The following is a 16571-nucleotide window of genomic DNA, read 5'->3' as shown; positions in this document are numbered from 1 at the left end:
CTAATCTATCCTTTACCGTGATTTCTTTTTCTCACCAAAATTGTCGAGAATATCTAAACAAAACATGCAATCTGAACTAGGATCGCGATGCGATCCATAATACATATTACAAATGTGGTAGCCTGAGTTATAAATTTGCCGTAACGATTCTAAACCACTTTGATTTTTGATTGAACCATTATTGGCTGCATTTAATTTATCCATCTTTTCACGAAGTAATTGATTTTCTACTTTTAGCTCAGTATTTTCTTTAAGTGTATCTAAAATACTGTTTTCTAAACTCTCAATTGTCTTAGTCATCCTGACCATTGATTCATGAAGTTGTTGTAACTTTGAATAAGAATCCACCATCTACACACCTACCGTTTCCATTGCAAAGCCAGATAATCAAGAAGATTACGAAAATTAACATTACTACAACGCATTTGCTCTATTTTAAGGAGGTCTTTTAACATTTTGCCGCCTGACTGCAAATTGCCACTATCAATATCTTTTTGGGCTAAATCTTTTAATAAAAACAATAAATAATCTTGTTTTGCTCTACTTTTAACTGTATCAGCAAGTTGATGGGCGCTAACTAAAGCTAGTGGATTTTGCTCCACCATTTCTTCGTAAAAATATTTGCCCAACTTTGCTAAATTTGTTGTATCGTCAAGTTCTTCAAGCTCATTTTGACTAAAGCCTTGTTCTATTAGTTTTTCGTTCCTATCAGTATTTTGTGAATTAGGTACAAAATTGATTATTTGCGTTCGCGATTTAATTGTTGGCAAGATTTGATTCACATTATTTGCGATTAAAATTGTAACTACTGGTGCAATCGGTTCTTCCAATAAATTGAGCAACGCATTAGCAGCGGGAAGAGATAATTTTTCAGCCTGATTAATAAAAAAGAACCTTATAGGGCTCTGAACTGGGCTCTTAGCTAGTTCTTCTTTTAAAAAACGAATTTGATCAATACTTAAACTTTGCTTATTTTCAGGTTCAATAAGTAAAACATCAGGGTGATTACCTGAAATGATTTGCTGGCAATTCTTGCAAGTTCCATCCGGCTTTTCCATCCCAGTGCAATTGGATAAGCAAGCAAGCCAATAGGCTGTATTTACTGCTTCTTGTTCATTGATATCTATAAACAGGTAACTATGGCCTAATTTCCCTTGTTCAAAAGTATGCCTTAAGAAAGCAACTTGTTTTTGAGCGGGATTAGTAATATCAACTAGCATTTAAAATTTCTTAAATTCTTCTACTGACAGCACAAAACACGTTGCACCGCCCACAGTAATTCTAACTGGTTGCCGGCTCACATCAAAACCAGTCATCATCATATTAGGGTTCATATACTCTTCGCGTGCTTTTGATTCATCCTTAATGATGCGCAAAACTTTTTTAACACGTTGCTCATCAACTCCAATCATAAACGTAGTATTTCCTTCGCTTAAAAAACCCCCGGTAGTTGATAATTTAGTAACTGGAATACTTTCCTTAACAAAAGCATGTTGTAACTTATTAGCGTCTTCTTTTTGAACAATTGCAATTATTAGTTTCATTATATTTAATCCTTTAATAATTCTTTTGGTAAACTATTTATAATAATTTTAGCACAAGCCTGTACCACTTGATTAAGTGGCTTTTGCGCATCAACTATTTTAATCCGTACAGGATTTTCTTGAATAAGTTTTAGGTAACCATGGTAAACTTTTTGATGAAAAACTAATTCTTCTTGATCTAAGCGATCCACTTTTATTGAACGATTTTTTACAATTCTAGCTAAACCAACTTTAGGTTCAATGTCTAAAAAAATTGTTAAATCTGGTTCAATTTTACTAGTAGCAAAATCATTAATTTCTTTAATAGCAGAAATTCCTAGATTACGGCCAACCCCCTGATATGCAAGTGAGCTGTCCACAAAACGATCCGAAAATACAATTTTTCCTGCTTTAAGAGCTGGAATGATAGTTTCTGCCATATGCTGACTACGAGCTGCTGCATATAGCAACGCTTCTGTTTTGGCACTTATTTTTTCATTGTCGGGATCTAAAATGATCTGCCGAATTTTTTCTGCAATTTGTGAACCGCCTGGTTCACGTGTTACTAGATATTGTGTTTTGATGAGTGGCGCAATTTTAGCGACCACATGTTCTAAAACTGTACTTTTTCCGGCCCCATCTGGCCCTTCAAAACTGATAAAATAACTTTTCATAAAACTCTCCATGAGTCTATTCTACAAGAGTTTGTTCTATATGAACACCCTAACGTACTTTTAATTTAAACAAAAATAAAAAAGTCCTATAATCAAGGACTTTTTATTCTGAAATCGCATTGGTAAAGCCACTAAATCTTGTGTTTCGGTGCCGTGCCTCGTCATACAAAAAAGCATATTTAGCAAGTAAAATTTTCCCTGCAACTATATTATTTTCTGACATATCAAGCGTTGTTGCATCTAAACTTTTTTCTACTGCAATTTCGGCTTGTAATTTTTCAATAGTAGTTATTAATCGCTGATCGCCTAATTCTTTAACTTTATTTTGTGACATTAAATTGATGTTCTCCCTTGTACTGCCCGCTTTAAAGTAATTGAATTTGCATACTCAATATCACTACCTACAGCAAGACCTGCAGCCAAACGTGTCACTTTAATTCCAGCCGGCTTAATTAACTTTCCAATATACATCGCTGTTGCTTCACCTTCTGGCGTTGAGTTTAGTGCTAAAATCACTTCTTTAACCTGGTCTTGTTTTTGTAAGCGAACAATAAGCGATTTAATGTTGATTTCTTCTGGACCAATCCCATCTATTGGCGATAAAACACCATGTAAAACATGATATAAACCGCTATATTCGCCCATTTCTTCAAAAGCCATTACATCTTTAGATTGTTCAACCACCATAATCGTTGACTGCTCACGCTCAGAATTGCTACAAATTACACATGGGTCGTGCTCTGTGATATTGCCGCAAATCGAACAACGATGCAATTTTGCTTTAACTTCATTTAGTGCAATACTAAAATCATGAACATCATCATCAGGCATATCAAGTGTATAAAAAGCTAAGCGAATTGCTGTTTTTTCACCAATTCCGGGCAACTTCATATAAGAATCAATTAAATGTGCAATTGGTGTTGGATATTGCAATTAAATCATACCCTTCGTGTACTTACCTAAACTAGCTTGTGTAGCCTCATCAATTTTTGTTAATCCCTTATTAACTGCATCAATCACTAAGTCTTGTAACATATCTGGATCATCTGGATCAATGGCATCTTTGTTAATTTTAATCCCCTTTAAGTGGCGATCACCACTAAAGGTGGCCACAACTAAATCATCAACCGAGCTACCAGTAAATTCTTGCTCAGTGAGATTTTGTTGTTCTTGAGTCATTTGCTCTTGTAACTTTTTAGCTTGTTTCATCATTTGTTGCATATTCATGCCACCAATTCCACCAAAACTAGGTCTTTTACTCATCTTTTTCTCCTTTATTAATCTTTTATATTTACTGCTTCACCAAATAAGTCTTTGGCTTTGGCAACAACTTCAATATCAGTTTTATCCTTAAGTTCACTTAATTCTTTACTACTATTTTTGGGACTATCAGTCTGCTTTTTTTTATTTGCCAGCTCTTGCCGATGGCTTTGTAAAAATTCACTGCGAACAGTAAACCAATCCTTATCTGGGACTAAAACAATTTCATAATTATGTTGCGTCGACTTGGCAATTTGATTAGTTATTATTTGTAATAAATCTTCATCTGAACTTGCTTTTTCAAACCAAAGGGTATACTTGCATTTCATTACAACTTGGTCTGGACTCGCTGCTACTGGCTCTAAGACCTCAAGAACAGCTCTTTGTGAAACACCTAGAACCGACTGTAAATCAGCCCAAACATCTTTAATTGTCTGCAAATCATGTTTGGTCGCATTTTCCAAAACATGATAAACACGTTGCCGATTCTGTTGGTTAGTGTGCCCACTCTTTTTCGCTCTTTTTACGCTTTTAATTTCTTTGACTGGCTTGCTCTTTTTCGTCACATTATTATTTTCACTATTAATATGGTAGACTCGGCTGCTATTAGTGCTAGTTGTAGTCTCACTTAAGGAAGATACTTTTTGCTTTAAAACGACCATTTGCTCTTTTAAAGCATGAATTTCTTCGCTTAATTTTTTTTCAGAATTAGTGCTATTCGCTTCACCTAAGCTAGTTTGACTAGTACTTTCAACTATGAATACTTCAAGTGGGATTTGTTGCTGATTAGTATATCTCAAATTAGTCAAAGCATTATTGGCAAAAACTATCAGATCAAAATAGCTATCTACTGTAAATTCTTTAATTTGCTCAATGAAAGTTTCACTACAAAAATTACTATGATTATCAGTCCCTGTTTTGAGCACTAACAAACAGTTAGTTGCCAAATCAATTAACTCATCTAAAATATTTTTTGAGCTGGCACCCTGTTGTAACTGCTTATGGGCAAGTTCTATTGCCTTAACGGCATCCTTATTTAAAATTGCTAATAAAATTTGTTCAATCGTTTCTCTAGCAGCAAAACCTGTAATTTCTAAGGCAGTAGCATATTTTACTGTATCTTGTTCATAACTTAATAATTGATCTAAGATACTTAATGCATCCCGCATACCACCATCAGCAACTTGAGCAATCACCTTTAAGGCACGATCTTCATATTTGATATTTTCTTGCTCAAGAATATACTTCATCCGTTGCTTAAGATCATGATTAGTAATCCGTTTAAAATTATAACGCTGCGTTCTAGAAATAATGGTAGCAGGAACTTTTTGTAATTCGGTTGTTGCCAAAATAAAAACTACATGCTCAGGTGGCTCTTCCAATGTCTTCAATAGTGCATTAAATGCCCCCATTGATAGCATGTGAACCTCATCAATAATATATACCTTATACTTACCCTGCGTAGGCGCATATTTTACTTTATCACGAATCTCACGAATTTCGTCAACCCCATTATTTGAGGCAGCATCAATTTCCATGATATCAGCCATAGCACCCTTATCAGCAGCAATACAATTAGCACATTCATTGCAGGGCTCGCCATCTTGGAGATTAGTACAATTTAAAGCTTTGGCAAAAATTTTTGCACACGAAGTTTTCCCTGTTCCCCGCGGTCCAGCAAAAAGAAAAGCATGCGAAATGGTACCACGCTTAATCGCGTTTTTTAAAGTATTTGTAATATCTGCTTGACCAACTACACTGTCAAAAGTTCGTGGTCGCCATTTGCGGTATAAAGCTTGATAAACCATTGAAAATCTTCCCTAGTAAAAAACTCTTAACTCTTCGAAAGAGTTAAGAGTTTGTAAATGTCTAATAAAAGGCACATGTCCAAGCAACCTTAGTGCTGCTACCTTCCGGTCCTGACACGCTTTGGAGGTTGAACATTGCCCATAAAGTATAATAACTTATTTTACTAAATTTTTCCACTAATTTGCGGAATCTTTTCCGATTTCCTAATCATTTTTTAAAGCTTTTTTGGCTAATTTTTGTTTCCGGCGGATTGCCCGAAAAAAATCCTTTAACATTTGACTAGCTTCTTCGCGGTATAAGCCGCGAATAACCCGAGGATGATGATTAAATTTACTAATGCTAAACAAGTCAACCACACTGCCTGCCGCACCAGCTTTAGGATCCAAGGCGCCAAAGTAAACGCTTTTTATTCTGGAATTGATAATTGCCCCAGCACACATTGGGCATGGTTCTAGTGTGACAAACAAGCTACAATCGATTAATCGCCAAGTGTTTAGCTTAGTACATCCCTGCCTAATTGCCATCATTTCAGCATGTTGCGTAGCATCTTGATCAAGTTCGCGCCGATTATACCCACTACCAATAACTTGACCAGCTGGATCCACTAAAATTGCACCAATCGGAACTTCACCTTTTTCTTGCGCTTTATTTGCCTGCTCAAAGGCTAATTGCATGTACTTTTTCTTTTCTTCACTTGAAAAAGACATTAATTATTCACCGCCTGCAAAATGTAGTAACCTTTGTCTCGGTCCAAGATGGTGCAATTACCAAAAGTAGCCTTTAAAAGCTTGCGTGCACTAGGTTCACCTTGCTTTTTTTGGATGACAACAAGAATTTTGCCATTTTTAACCAGGTGATTTTTAGCGCCCGATAAGATACTGGTAACAACACTTTTACCAGCACGAATTGGCGGATTAGTCACAATTAGCCCAAATTTTTTGTTATTAGCTATTTTCTCATAAACATTAGACTGATAAATTGCCACATTGCTTATTTGATTCATGGCGGCATTTCTCTTTGCTAGCGCCAAACCGCGCTCATTGACATCAATCATCTCCACAGTTTGCTCTGGCCAAAATTTCGCGGCAAAAAGGCCCAACGGACCATAACCTGCTCCGACATCTAAAATTCCTTTAGCGGGAAAAGAAACTTGGGCCATCTGCTTAATTAAAGCACCTGAACCATAGTCGACCCGCATTTTTGAAAAAACACCTGCATCCGTGGTGAATTTTAGGTCTATTCCAGCAACATGATAGTCAACCATGTGCTCATCATGCCCCGAAGTCGGATTAGCCGCATAATACATTTGATTTTTTTGCTCAGTCATCACTTACTCATCTCTAACTTTAATCTCGTTAAAATTATTCTATCGTTGATTAGGCTTTTTGAAAAGTGAAATCATAATTGAGACTATTACCATAAAATTAATCTGCTCTGCTTTTAATATAAATTACAGCAGTTACTTATCAATAAAAAATAAAAGCACGCATCTGCAAATTGCAAATACGTGCTCATTTTAACTTGTCCAGTTGGACTGTAACTATTTCAAAGTTACAGAAGCGCCAACTTCTTCAAGTTTAGCCTTAATGTCGTTAGCTTCATCTTCAGAAACGCCTTCCTTAACGTTCTTAGGTGCGCCATCAACAAGATCTTTTGAGTCCTTAAGGCCAAGTCCAGTAATATCACGGACAACCTTAATAACCTTAACCTTTTCTTGGCCTGCACTAGTCAATTCTACATCATAGCTTGACTTAGCTTCAGCTTCACCAGCAGCACCAGCTACAGCAACTGGAGCAGCAGCTGAAACGCCAAATTCATCTTCAATAGCCTTTACAAGGTCATTTAATTCAAGAATTGAAGCACTCTTTAAGTCTTCAATAATCTTTTCAGTATCTAAAGCCATACTTATGTATCCTCCGAAATTTTAATATTTAGAAAAAAATTATTTTATTTATTCTGCAGATTCATCCTTTGAATCAGCAACAGCTTTAACAGCATATGCGAAATTGCGCACAGGTGCTTGTAATACAGAAACAAGCATTGAAAGCAAGCCTTCGCGACCTGGGATAGCAGCAAGAGCCTGGATTTCTTCTTTAGAAGTTATCTTACCTTCAAGCATACCACCCTTAATGTCAATAACATCAAAGTCCTTCTCATACTTAGCAACAATTCGAGCAGGCTCAGTAATATTATCTGCATTATCAGTGTAAACAACAGCTGTTGGTCCAACAAAAGTGTCTTCAAGACCTTCAATGCCCGCCTTAGCAGCCGCACGTCTTAAGTAAGTATTCTTAATAACCTTCATCTTAACATCATTAGCACGAAGTTCTTGACGCATGTTAGTAACTTCTTCAACAGTTAAGCCAAGGTAATTAATCACCAAAACAGCTTTGGCAGCTTTAAGTTCTTCAGCAAATGCATTAACAAACTTTTCTTTTTCAGCAATAGCAGCTTTACTCAAACGAATTCACCTCCATCAAATTCATTAATAAATTCCATAAGGCCTAAAAACTCCATGCCAAGCAAGACATGGAGTTTTAAAAATCTTCATCATCTTCTGGCCTCGGCGGGAAATTAAGGCACTAGACCACCCGCGTCTTAGGTAGAATTTACTTTCAATAGTATAGCAGGCTTACATTGCAAAAGCAAGCTATCAATTATTTTTATTCTCAATTAGTTCAAATAATTCACCAGAAACCTTATAAATTACCCAATTGGCAATATTAACTATATGGTCACTAATTCTTTCAAGTAAACGAATAATCACAAAGTAACTAGCTGAAGCAACGGCAACGTTGGGATCTTGTTCAACCCCATCAATAATCATTTTTCGGGCTTTCTTATAATCATCATAAACTTCTTTATGACCTTCAACCATTTCACGCGCAGTCTTTTCATCTTCTTGCACATAAGCTGTTAGAACCTTGATTAGCATTGAACGCACCTGATGAGTCATCCGTGAAATAATTTCTTCGACTTCTGAGATACGCGGATTACCTTTAACCCGTACAGTCTCTACCGCTATACTGTTAGCATTCTCACCAATTCTTTCAAGGTCTGTAGTTGCTTTAAGAATACTAATTACTACCCGAAAATCAGTTGCAACTGGTTGCTGCAAGGCCATTAAGTCTAAAGCTTTTTTTTCAATTCTAATTGCTTCTTTGGCCACTTCTTTATCTTCTTCAATCATTTCTTGGGCCATCATTTTATCATGGGCCACAAATGATCGGGTTCCTTTGTCAATTAAATCATTAACTAGTACACCCATTTCCATAAATCTGGTATTTAATTTTTTTAGTTCATCTAAAAATATTTCATGCATAAAAACTTACTCCTATATATTAACCGAACCGACCATTTAGATAATTACTTGTAATTTCTTTTTTAGGTGCCAAAAACATTGCTTCAGTTGAACCAGATTCAATTAATTCACCATTCATTAGAAACGCCACTTGATCTGAAACGCGACTAGCTTGTTGCAAGTTATGAGTCACCATAATAAAAGTATATTTTTTCTTTAGTCCCATTAAAGTTTCTTCAATTTCTGCACTTGAAATTGGATCTAATGCGGAAGTCGGTTCATCAAGCAAAACCACTTCTGGTCTAACTGCCAAAGCACGAGCAATACAAATTCTTTGTTGCTGCCCACCAGAAAATTCTTGAGCATTTCGCTGTAAATTATCTTTAGTTTCTTCCCAAATTGCAGCTTGCTTTAAACTTTCTTCAACTCGCTGCTCAATTACAGTTTTATCTTTAACTCCAGCTACTCTCAGACCATAAGCTACGTTATCAAAAACTGAAAACGGAAAAGGGGTTGGCTGTTGAAAAACCATCCCAACTTTTTTTCGCAAAGAAACTAAATCAAGATGAGTATGATAAATATCCTTATCTTCTAACAAAATTTTGCCACTAATTTTAATATTATCGATATCATCATTCATGCGATTTAAGCAACGTAAGAAAGTCGACTTACCACATCCAGATGGACCAATTAATGCTGTTAATTTTTGGGCTGGAAATTTTAAAGTTATACCATGTAAGGCTTCATATTTTCCATAGCTCAATTTAACATTTTGCGCTTCCATGACATTTTTCATACGCTTGCTCCTTTAGCCAAAACTACCTTGGATATATTTTTCTGTGATTGAACCCTGCGGATTAGTAAAAATATTAGAGGTGGTGTCATATTCAAGTGCATGGCCTAAATGAAAGAAAGCAGTATATTCACTGATCCTTGATGCCTGCTGCATATTGTGTGTAACCATAACCATCGTATATTTTTCTCGCAACTGCTTTAACGTATCCTCTAGTTTAGCTGTTGAAACTGGATCTAATGCACTTGCTGGTTCATCCAAAAGCAAAATTTCAGGCTTTAGGGCAATCGCCCGAGCAATACATAACCGCTGCTGTTGTCCACCAGAAAGGGCTAATGCGCTTTGGTCTAATTTATCCTTAACCTCATCCCACAGAGCAGCTGCCCGCAAACTTTCTTCAACTAATTGTTCCAAAGTAGCTTTATCATGCTGCCCGTTTGCTTTTAAAGCATAGATAATATTATCTTTAATTGATTTGGGAAAAGGATTAGGTTTTTGAAAAACCATTCCAATTGTCTTACGTAATTCATAAACATTAATCTTCTTTTGGTTCACATCAAGATCATGAAAAATTATACTACCATCAACTCTAGCAACCTGATCATTCATGCGATTAAGTGAACGTAAAAATGTCGATTTACCTGATCCTGAAGCACCAATAAGTGCTGTGATTGTATTTTTTTTAAAGCCCAAACTAACATCAAACAGTTTTTGAATTGTACCGCCATAAAATACACTCAAATCTTGTGTATAAATAGCACACTCGTCTTCATCAAAAGTTTTAATATAGTTAGGTTGATTTTGCCAATTTTCCATAGAAGTTCCTTATTTTATCTTAGCCCCAGTTAATCGTTTATACAGATAATTACCTAGTGCCCGAGCACCAAAATTAAATATAATTACCACAATTACTAATAGAGCGGAAGTAGCTGCTGAAACAACATTTACATCTGGAATAATTCCTTCTGTATTAACTTTCCAAATATGAACAGCCAGTGTTTCAGCGGGACGCATTACATTTAAAAAACTAGTAGGGCTGAACATATTCCAGTTTGAGTAGTCAACTGTCGAGCCACTTTGACCTGCTGTATAAATTAAAGCTGCTGCTTCACCAAAAACACGTCCTGCACTTAAAATTACCCCAGTGATTATTCCGGGTAAAGCGGCAGGAATTACAATTCCTCGAATAGTTTTCCAATTTGATAGTCCCAAAGCCCAACCTGCTTCACGTTGGGTCTGCGGTACACCTTTAATTGCTTCTTCAATATTACTTGTTAAAATTGGTAAATTGAAAAAGGTTAAGGCAAGCGCACCAGAAATAATAGAAAAACCTAACCCAAATTGCACTACAAATACTAAATAACCAAATAAGCCAACAACTATCGATGGTAAAGAACTCAAAATTTCAATTGTAGTTCTAATTAATTGCGTTAGCCAATTATTGGCTGCGTACTCGGCAAGGTAAATCGCTGCCCCCAGTGCAATTGGTAGCGAAATAATTAAAGTTAATAGTAGCAAATAAAGTGAATTAAACAGTTGATCTCTAATTCCTCCCCCAGCTTCAAAAGAAGAAGAACTGGAGGTTAAAAACTGCCAAGATAAGTGTGATATCCCTGAAAATATAATATTACCAATAATACCAATTAATAACAAAATTACGATGGCAACTAAAAAATAAATTACCCCGGTAGCAATTTGATTATTTCTTTTTGAATTCATAATAACACTAGCCCTTCTTTCCAATTAAGTGTACTAAGAAATTGAAAAATAAAGACATCACTAATAACAACAAAGCTAGTGACCATAATGCATTATTAGGTAAAGTTCCCATTACGGTGTTACCCATTTGACTGGTTAATTGACTAGTTAAAGTAGCTGCTGGGCTAACCAAATTAAACGGCATCAATACAGCATTCCCAATTGCCATTTGTACAGCTAGTGCTTCGCCAAAAGCCCGAGCCATTCCAAATATAATTGCCGTCATTATTCTACTTCTTGCCGCCCGTAAGACAACATGATAAATAGTTTGCCATTTAGTTGCTCCTAAAGCTGCTGATGATTTACGTAGCTCTTTGGGCACCGCTTTAAAAGCATCAACGGTAAGTGAAGTAATCGTTGGCAAAACCATAACAAATAAAACTAAAGTTGCAGTTAAAATGCCAAAACCAGTACCACCAAAAATTGTTCTAATCAACGGTACTACCACCGTTAACCCTAAAAAGCCATAAACAACAGATGGAATACCAACTAACAGTTCAATCACAGATTGCAATAAATTTGCTCGCCTATGAGAAACATATTCTGTCATAAATAGTGCTACAGCCACTGAAAACGGGGTGGCAATTAAAGCTGCTAAAAGTGTTACTGCAAAAGAAGTAACAATCATCGCGGCTGCCCCGACATGATCTTTTCCTGCACTAGGATTCCAATCAGATGAAAATAAAAATTTGAATATATTAACTTTATCATTGAAAAAAGTAGCTAAGCCATGACTACCAACAAAGCCAATAATAGCAATAATTAAAATTACAATTAAAATAATTGCTAAAAAGGTCAACCCTTTTCCCCAGCGTTCTTGTCGAGTTTCTTTTGATGGCTTAGTCAGTCGTGCTACATCAATATTTCTGGGATCGATTCCCTTAAATTTAACATGTGGAACCTTTTGCGCCGAGATTGCTTTTTCAACAACCTTTTGCAAATCCTGTTCTTTTTTTACCATAGTTAATTCCTTATCTTTGAAACTTTATTTTGACTGTCACGAACAACTTTCATTTCATTTATACTTAAATAACCAATTTTTGGTACTACTTCTTTTTGTACCTTTGGGCTCAATACGTAATCAATGAAGGCCGCTGTTGCCTTATTAGGCTTGCCCTTAGTATACATATGTTCATATGACCATAATGACCACTTATTGGAAGGAATATTCTTATTATCAGGCACAACATGATTAATACTTATCTTTTGAATGTTTTGATCATTAGCGTAAGGAAAGGAAATATAAGAAATTGTTCCTGGGGTAGAATTAACAATTTTTTTAACACTGCCATTGGAGTCTTGTTCTTGTGAATTGACTGCATCTTTACCATTAAGTATTAGATCCTCAAAAGTTGACCTTGTCCCACTACCACGCGAGCGGTTAATTACAATGATTGGTAAATTTTTTCCGCCAACCTCATGCCAATTTTTTATTTTACCAGTAAAGATATCAGCTAATTGTTTTTTTGACAAATTCTTAATGCCCACAGCTTTATTAGCAATTGGAACTATCCCCACTATTGCTACAGGATAATCCTTTAATTTTTGGGCATCGATTCCCTTTTGTGTCTCAGCAAAAACATCTGAAGTACCCACTTCAACTGCTCCTGCTTGAACCTGGCTCAAGCCAGTACCTGAACCGCCACCTTGTACAACAATATTACTATTAAGGTGAGCCAGATGATAATCATTACCTGCTTGCTCGATGAGCGGTTGCAGGGCACTAGAACCAACTATAGTGATTTTTTGACCGTTTTTGCTGCAACCAACTAAAAAAAGCGGCACTAACAAACAGCAGGCCAGCAGTTGGACAAAATTACTTTTTCGCATTATAAATTCCTCAATTAAATATTTTAATTTCAATTTTAGTTTATCAAAACTTGAACAATCAACCAATCATAATCACTTAAAATTAAGTAAAAAAAGACAACTTGCTAAGCGGCAAAGTTGTCTTTATTATTTATTCAAATTAATCCAAATTTAGTGGATCCAATTTAATTCCAGGACCAAAAGTTGCAGCAACTGCTACACTCTTAACATATTGACCTTTGGCAGCTGATGGACGCGCACGCAAAATAACGTCACGCAAAGCATCAAAGTTTTCAATCAATTGTTCATCAGTAAATGAAACTTTACCAATTGCAGCATGAATCGAAGCTTGACGGTCAACACGATATTCTACTTGACCAGCCTTAACATTCTTAACTGCTTTTTCAACATCCATTGTTACAGTTCCGGTCTTAGGGTTAGGCATTAATCCTTTAGGTCCTAAAACTCTACCTAAGCGACCTACTTTGGCCATCATAGTTGGGGTAGCAACAACAACATCAAAATCTAAGTAACCGTTTTGTACTTTTTCTACCAAGTCATCAGAGCCAACTTCATCAGCTCCAGCTGCTTTAGCTTGCTCAGCTTGAGCACCTTCAGCAAAAACAATCACTTTTTGCGTTTTACCGGTACCATTAGGCAAAACAATTGAACCACGAATCTGTTGATCTGCTTGTTTAGGATCGACACTTAAATTGTATGAAACTTCAACTGAAGCATCAAAGCCTGCATATGAAGTTTCTTTAACTAGCTTCATTGCTTCAGCGACCGAATACAATTTCTTTGAATCTACTTTTTTAGCAGCTTCTAAATATTTTTTACCATGCTTTGGCATGTGATTTCCTCCTTAATATGTGGTCAAGCAAGCCTAAGGCTCTCCCACCTAAATTGTTATAAATAACAGGATTAGTCTTCGACTTCGATACCCATACTTCTAGCAGTACCTTCAATCATCCGCATAGCAGCTTCGATATCAGCAGCATTAAGGTCCTTCATCTTAGTTTCAGCGATTTCCTTAACTTGATCTTTAGTAACCTTACCAACCTTCTTGGTGTTAGGTTCGCCAGATGCCTTATCAATTTTAGCTGCTTGCTTCAAAAGTACTGGAGCAGGTGGAGTCTTAGTCACGAATTCAAATGAACGATCTTCGTAAACTGTGATGACTACAGGGATAATCATGCCTTTTTGATCAGCAGTTCTAGCATTGAAGTCTTTGGTAAAGCCAACAATGTTAATTCCAGCTTGACCTAAAGCAGGACCAACTGGAGGAGCAGGTGTTGCAGCACCAGCTGGTATTTGTAATTTGACAACGTTAATAACTTTTTTTGCCACGGTCAAAACCTCCTTGATTCCGTGTGCGGTTAAAATGGAAGAGTATCTACTCTTCCTCCCACAATAATAAAACTACGTTAATAGCGTAACATCGTTTAAGTTAATTTGCAATAATTGAGATAATTTTAACTGATTTTCTTTACCTGATCATAATCTAATTCAGTTGTAGTTGCCCGGCCAAACATATCAACCGAAACAAAAAGTTTGTACTTATCCGGTTGAATTTCTGTAATTTTACCTTCAACTCCATTAAAAGCTCCATCAATAATGGTAACTGTTTCACCAACTTCAAAATCAATTTGCGGACGCTTGGCTGGTTCACCCTGTTGCCGCAACAGACGATTTACTTCTTCATCAAGTAATGGTGATGGCTTAGATCCCCCACCATGAGAACCAACAAAACCAGTGACATTAGGGGTATTTCGTACAACAAACCAACTTTCATCTGTCATAACCATTTCCACTAATACATAGCCTGGAAAGATTTTTTCTTCAACTTCTTTTTTCTTATCATTAACTTTTTCAATTTTCTCTTGTTCAGGAACCATTACCCGAAAAATATAATCCTGCATCCCCATGCTTTGTGCCCGTGAAAGCAAGTCAGATTTAACTTTGTCTTCATATCCAGAATACGTATGCAGAACGTACCATTGTTTTTTAGTTGTTTCAACCATTATTAAAATTCTCCTTTTATTTTTGGCAAAGAAAAAAACCTCTGCACTAGAGGTTTCTTTAATTATATGCATTATAACACGATTAGCAAATCTATGCCATTACATCACTATTTGTGTCAAACTGCTAAACAATAAGTCTAACAAACCTAAATAAGTGGCAAACAAAATTGAAGTAACAATCACAGTTCCCGTATCGTGACGATTCTGCTTGGCAGATGGCCAAGTAACCAGTTTCATTTCTTCAACAACACTTTTAAAAAACTTAATCACTACTTCTTACCTCGTTTCTTTATGTAAAATCATTTTACTGCAATGCTTACAAAATTTATTCAATTCAAGTCGCTGAGTGCGATTTTTACTTGCCGTGATTGAGTAATTACGCGAGCCACAACGGCTACAAGCTAAAGCTGCTTTTTTCACTGCCATAATCTCACTTCCAAACTATTGTATTTTAGCAAACATTTTTTTCTTAAGCAATTAATTTAATACTTCTACGCCATTTAGCTATTTTAACCTAAAACAGAGTCTAAGTACTAATTATTAGCAAATTAATTAAAAATCTACTTTTTAAGATTTTCAGTTAAGAATAATTTTATTTTGTCATCACCAACATTTAAAAAATAAAGCATGTCTTCCTCGGCCTTGATAGCATCTCTGCCATCTTTTTCCAGCAAATAATCCCAGAGAACATCTCTAACGGAAAGTTCCAAGTCGCTCCAATCAAATACTTCTTTCATTGGTTGGTTTAATAAAGTTGATTTGCTTAACTCCTCTGTCATCTTACATACCTTTCCACATATTTTCTAAGGATTCATTATACATCTTTTTATTTAGTAGTCACTATTACAATAAATGGTAACGCATCTTTTGCGCCAAACGAGACTTAGCTCTTATAAGAGATTTTTTTTCAATCTTTAAATTGGCCAATACTTCTTCTTGCGGCACAATTCCTAAAACAACTAACAAAGCTAGCCCTTCTAAATCTGATAAATGATCAATTATCTCGGCTAATTGATCATTTAAAGGAACTTCACTTGGACTAACTTGATTTACCTGTAAAGGACGCAGCCCACTGGCAACTGCCTTTTCAATCGAGATCGACTGGGTAAGAGCACGTCGACGATAGGCATTTTCATAACGAACTAATGTTTTAGCATGATTAGTCAATCTGGTCTTATAATAACTGGCAAATTTACCTTTGCCATCGACGTAGCTAATCGCTGATTGATAACAAATAAAAAGTGCATCTTGTTCCCAATCCTGTTTGTCATAGCAGCGCAAGTAATATTTGTTAATAATGCTATTAACAAGTGGTTGATACCGAATATACAATTTTTTCAGGGCATCTTCTTTGCCATTCTTAACTTGGTTAATTAAAGTAGCTTCTTCGGCTAGATTATCCGTAAACTTCTGCATTTTCTTATCTCCTTAATTTTTAATTTTTGAATGCAGAATACGTAGTTTTTAAAAAGATAAATAGCGAACTTTAGTTTATTGTTCTCATGATTTTTCAAAAGCTTTTTTACTAGCCACAACCATTTTCCCATGTGAAATATTAGTTGAGTTTTACTTTACAAAGTTCTAAAATTAATTACCCGTATTATCCTTGTATATTCTTTG

25 protein-coding genes, 1 other RNA gene and 1 other annotated feature are annotated in these 16571 nt (G+C 35.9%); all 26 genes read right to left on the bottom strand.

What is annotated here, in order from left to right:
- Positions 1-12: 12 nt before the first annotated feature.
- Complete coding sequence (gene yabA / locus BM203_RS06985; protein ID WP_090093887.1) at positions 13-348, bottom strand: DNA replication initiation control protein YabA; 336 nt, start codon at positions 346-348, stop codon at positions 13-15.
- 11 nt (positions 349-359) lie between these two features.
- Positions 360-1220, bottom strand: a complete 861-nt coding sequence (locus BM203_RS06980; RefSeq protein ID WP_090093841.1) for a DNA polymerase III subunit delta — start codon at positions 1218-1220, stop codon at positions 360-362.
- Entirely contained in the window at positions 1221-1544 is a 324-nt protein-coding gene (locus BM203_RS06975; RefSeq protein WP_090093839.1) for a cyclic-di-AMP receptor, read from the bottom strand.
- Positions 1545-1549: 5 nt separating this feature from the next.
- On the bottom strand, positions 1550-2197 hold the full coding sequence (gene tmk, locus BM203_RS06970; RefSeq protein WP_090093837.1) for a dTMP kinase: 648 nt from the start codon (positions 2195-2197) through the stop codon (positions 1550-1552).
- Between the two features lie 103 nt (positions 2198-2300).
- The gene (locus tag BM203_RS06965; RefSeq protein WP_090093835.1) at positions 2301-2531 is read right to left on the bottom strand and encodes a YaaL family protein; all 231 of its coding nucleotides are present in this window, start codon (positions 2529-2531) and stop codon (positions 2301-2303) included.
- Complete coding sequence (gene recR, locus BM203_RS06960) at positions 2531-3130, bottom strand: recombination mediator RecR (RefSeq protein WP_090093833.1); 600 nt, start codon at positions 3128-3130, stop codon at positions 2531-2533. The genes BM203_RS06965 and recR overlap by 1 nt, the downstream gene beginning before the upstream one ends.
- Positions 3131-3460 carry a YbaB/EbfC family nucleoid-associated protein gene (locus BM203_RS06955; protein WP_090093831.1) on the bottom strand — a complete coding sequence of 110 codons (330 nt, stop codon included), beginning with the start codon at positions 3458-3460 and terminating at the stop codon, positions 3131-3133.
- Between the two features lie 14 nt (positions 3461-3474).
- On the bottom strand, positions 3475-5265 hold the full coding sequence (gene dnaX / locus BM203_RS06950; RefSeq protein ID WP_090093829.1) for a DNA polymerase III subunit gamma/tau: 1791 nt from the start codon (positions 5263-5265) through the stop codon (positions 3475-3477).
- Between the two features lie 52 nt (positions 5266-5317).
- Positions 5318-5417, bottom strand: an RNA gene (gene ffs / locus BM203_RS06945) — signal recognition particle sRNA small type.
- A 52-nt stretch (positions 5418-5469) separates the two neighbouring features.
- Complete coding sequence (tadA, locus tag BM203_RS06940; protein ID WP_090093827.1) at positions 5470-5973, bottom strand: tRNA adenosine(34) deaminase TadA; 504 nt, start codon at positions 5971-5973, stop codon at positions 5470-5472.
- Positions 5973-6593 (bottom strand): class I SAM-dependent methyltransferase, encoded by a 621-nt coding sequence (locus tag BM203_RS06935; RefSeq protein WP_090093825.1) that lies wholly within the window; start codon positions 6591-6593, stop codon positions 5973-5975. The genes tadA and BM203_RS06935 overlap by 1 nt, the downstream gene beginning before the upstream one ends.
- 213 nt (positions 6594-6806) lie before the next feature.
- The gene (gene rplL, locus BM203_RS06930) at positions 6807-7169 is read right to left on the bottom strand and encodes a 50S ribosomal protein L7/L12 (RefSeq protein ID WP_090093824.1); all 363 of its coding nucleotides are present in this window, start codon (positions 7167-7169) and stop codon (positions 6807-6809) included.
- Positions 7170-7217: 48 nt separating this feature from the next.
- Positions 7218-7727, bottom strand: a complete 510-nt coding sequence (rplJ, locus tag BM203_RS06925) for a 50S ribosomal protein L10 (protein ID WP_090093822.1) — start codon at positions 7725-7727, stop codon at positions 7218-7220.
- Between the two features lie 34 nt (positions 7728-7761).
- Positions 7762-7887, bottom strand: a sequence feature (ribosomal protein L10 leader region).
- 32 nt (positions 7888-7919) lie between these two features.
- Positions 7920-8588 (bottom strand): phosphate signaling complex protein PhoU, encoded by a 669-nt coding sequence (gene phoU, locus BM203_RS06920; RefSeq protein ID WP_090093820.1) that lies wholly within the window; start codon positions 8586-8588, stop codon positions 7920-7922.
- A gap of 19 nt (positions 8589-8607) precedes the next feature.
- Entirely contained in the window at positions 8608-9363 is a 756-nt protein-coding gene (gene pstB, locus BM203_RS06915) for a phosphate ABC transporter ATP-binding protein PstB (RefSeq protein WP_090093818.1), read from the bottom strand.
- Positions 9364-9375: 12 nt separating this feature from the next.
- The gene (gene pstB, locus BM203_RS06910; RefSeq protein WP_090093816.1) at positions 9376-10176 is read right to left on the bottom strand and encodes a phosphate ABC transporter ATP-binding protein PstB; all 801 of its coding nucleotides are present in this window, start codon (positions 10174-10176) and stop codon (positions 9376-9378) included.
- Between the two features lie 9 nt (positions 10177-10185).
- Positions 10186-11079: a phosphate ABC transporter permease PstA gene (gene pstA, locus BM203_RS06905; protein WP_090093814.1), complete on the bottom strand. Its 894-nt coding sequence runs from the start codon at positions 11077-11079 to the stop codon at positions 10186-10188.
- Positions 11080-11086: 7 nt separating this feature from the next.
- On the bottom strand, positions 11087-12079 hold the full coding sequence (pstC, locus tag BM203_RS06900) for a phosphate ABC transporter permease subunit PstC (RefSeq protein WP_090093812.1): 993 nt from the start codon (positions 12077-12079) through the stop codon (positions 11087-11089).
- A gap of 2 nt (positions 12080-12081) precedes the next feature.
- Positions 12082-12948 (bottom strand): phosphate ABC transporter substrate-binding protein, encoded by an 867-nt coding sequence (locus BM203_RS06895; protein WP_090093810.1) that lies wholly within the window; start codon positions 12946-12948, stop codon positions 12082-12084.
- Positions 12949-13087: 139 nt separating this feature from the next.
- Positions 13088-13780 carry a 50S ribosomal protein L1 gene (rplA, locus tag BM203_RS06890; protein WP_090093808.1) on the bottom strand — a complete coding sequence of 231 codons (693 nt, stop codon included), beginning with the start codon at positions 13778-13780 and terminating at the stop codon, positions 13088-13090.
- 71 nt (positions 13781-13851) lie between these two features.
- On the bottom strand, positions 13852-14277 hold the full coding sequence (gene rplK / locus BM203_RS06885) for a 50S ribosomal protein L11 (RefSeq protein ID WP_090093806.1): 426 nt from the start codon (positions 14275-14277) through the stop codon (positions 13852-13854).
- 125 nt (positions 14278-14402) lie between these two features.
- A complete protein-coding gene (nusG, locus tag BM203_RS06880; RefSeq protein ID WP_090093805.1) occupies positions 14403-14951 on the bottom strand; it encodes a transcription termination/antitermination protein NusG in 549 nt (182 codons plus the stop codon).
- Between the two features lie 99 nt (positions 14952-15050).
- Entirely contained in the window at positions 15051-15221 is a 171-nt protein-coding gene (gene secE, locus BM203_RS06875; protein WP_090093804.1) for a preprotein translocase subunit SecE, read from the bottom strand.
- A gap of 6 nt (positions 15222-15227) precedes the next feature.
- Entirely contained in the window at positions 15228-15377 is a 150-nt protein-coding gene (rpmG, locus tag BM203_RS06870; protein WP_090093803.1) for a 50S ribosomal protein L33, read from the bottom strand.
- 134 nt (positions 15378-15511) lie between these two features.
- On the bottom strand, positions 15512-15730 hold the full coding sequence (locus tag BM203_RS06865; RefSeq protein ID WP_090093802.1) for a P8 family protein: 219 nt from the start codon (positions 15728-15730) through the stop codon (positions 15512-15514).
- 64 nt (positions 15731-15794) lie between these two features.
- Positions 15795-16367, bottom strand: coding sequence for a sigma factor (locus BM203_RS06860; RefSeq protein WP_090093801.1), 573 nt, complete (start codon positions 16365-16367; stop codon positions 15795-15797).
- Positions 16368-16571: the final 204 nt, after the last annotated feature.

This window comes from Lactobacillus bombicola, from assembly GCF_900112665.1.
GTDB lineage: Bacteria > Bacillota > Bacilli > Lactobacillales > Lactobacillaceae > Lactobacillus > Lactobacillus bombicola.
The sequence above is the reverse complement of the archived record's forward strand: the minus strand, read 5'-3'. Positions and strand labels throughout refer to the sequence as shown.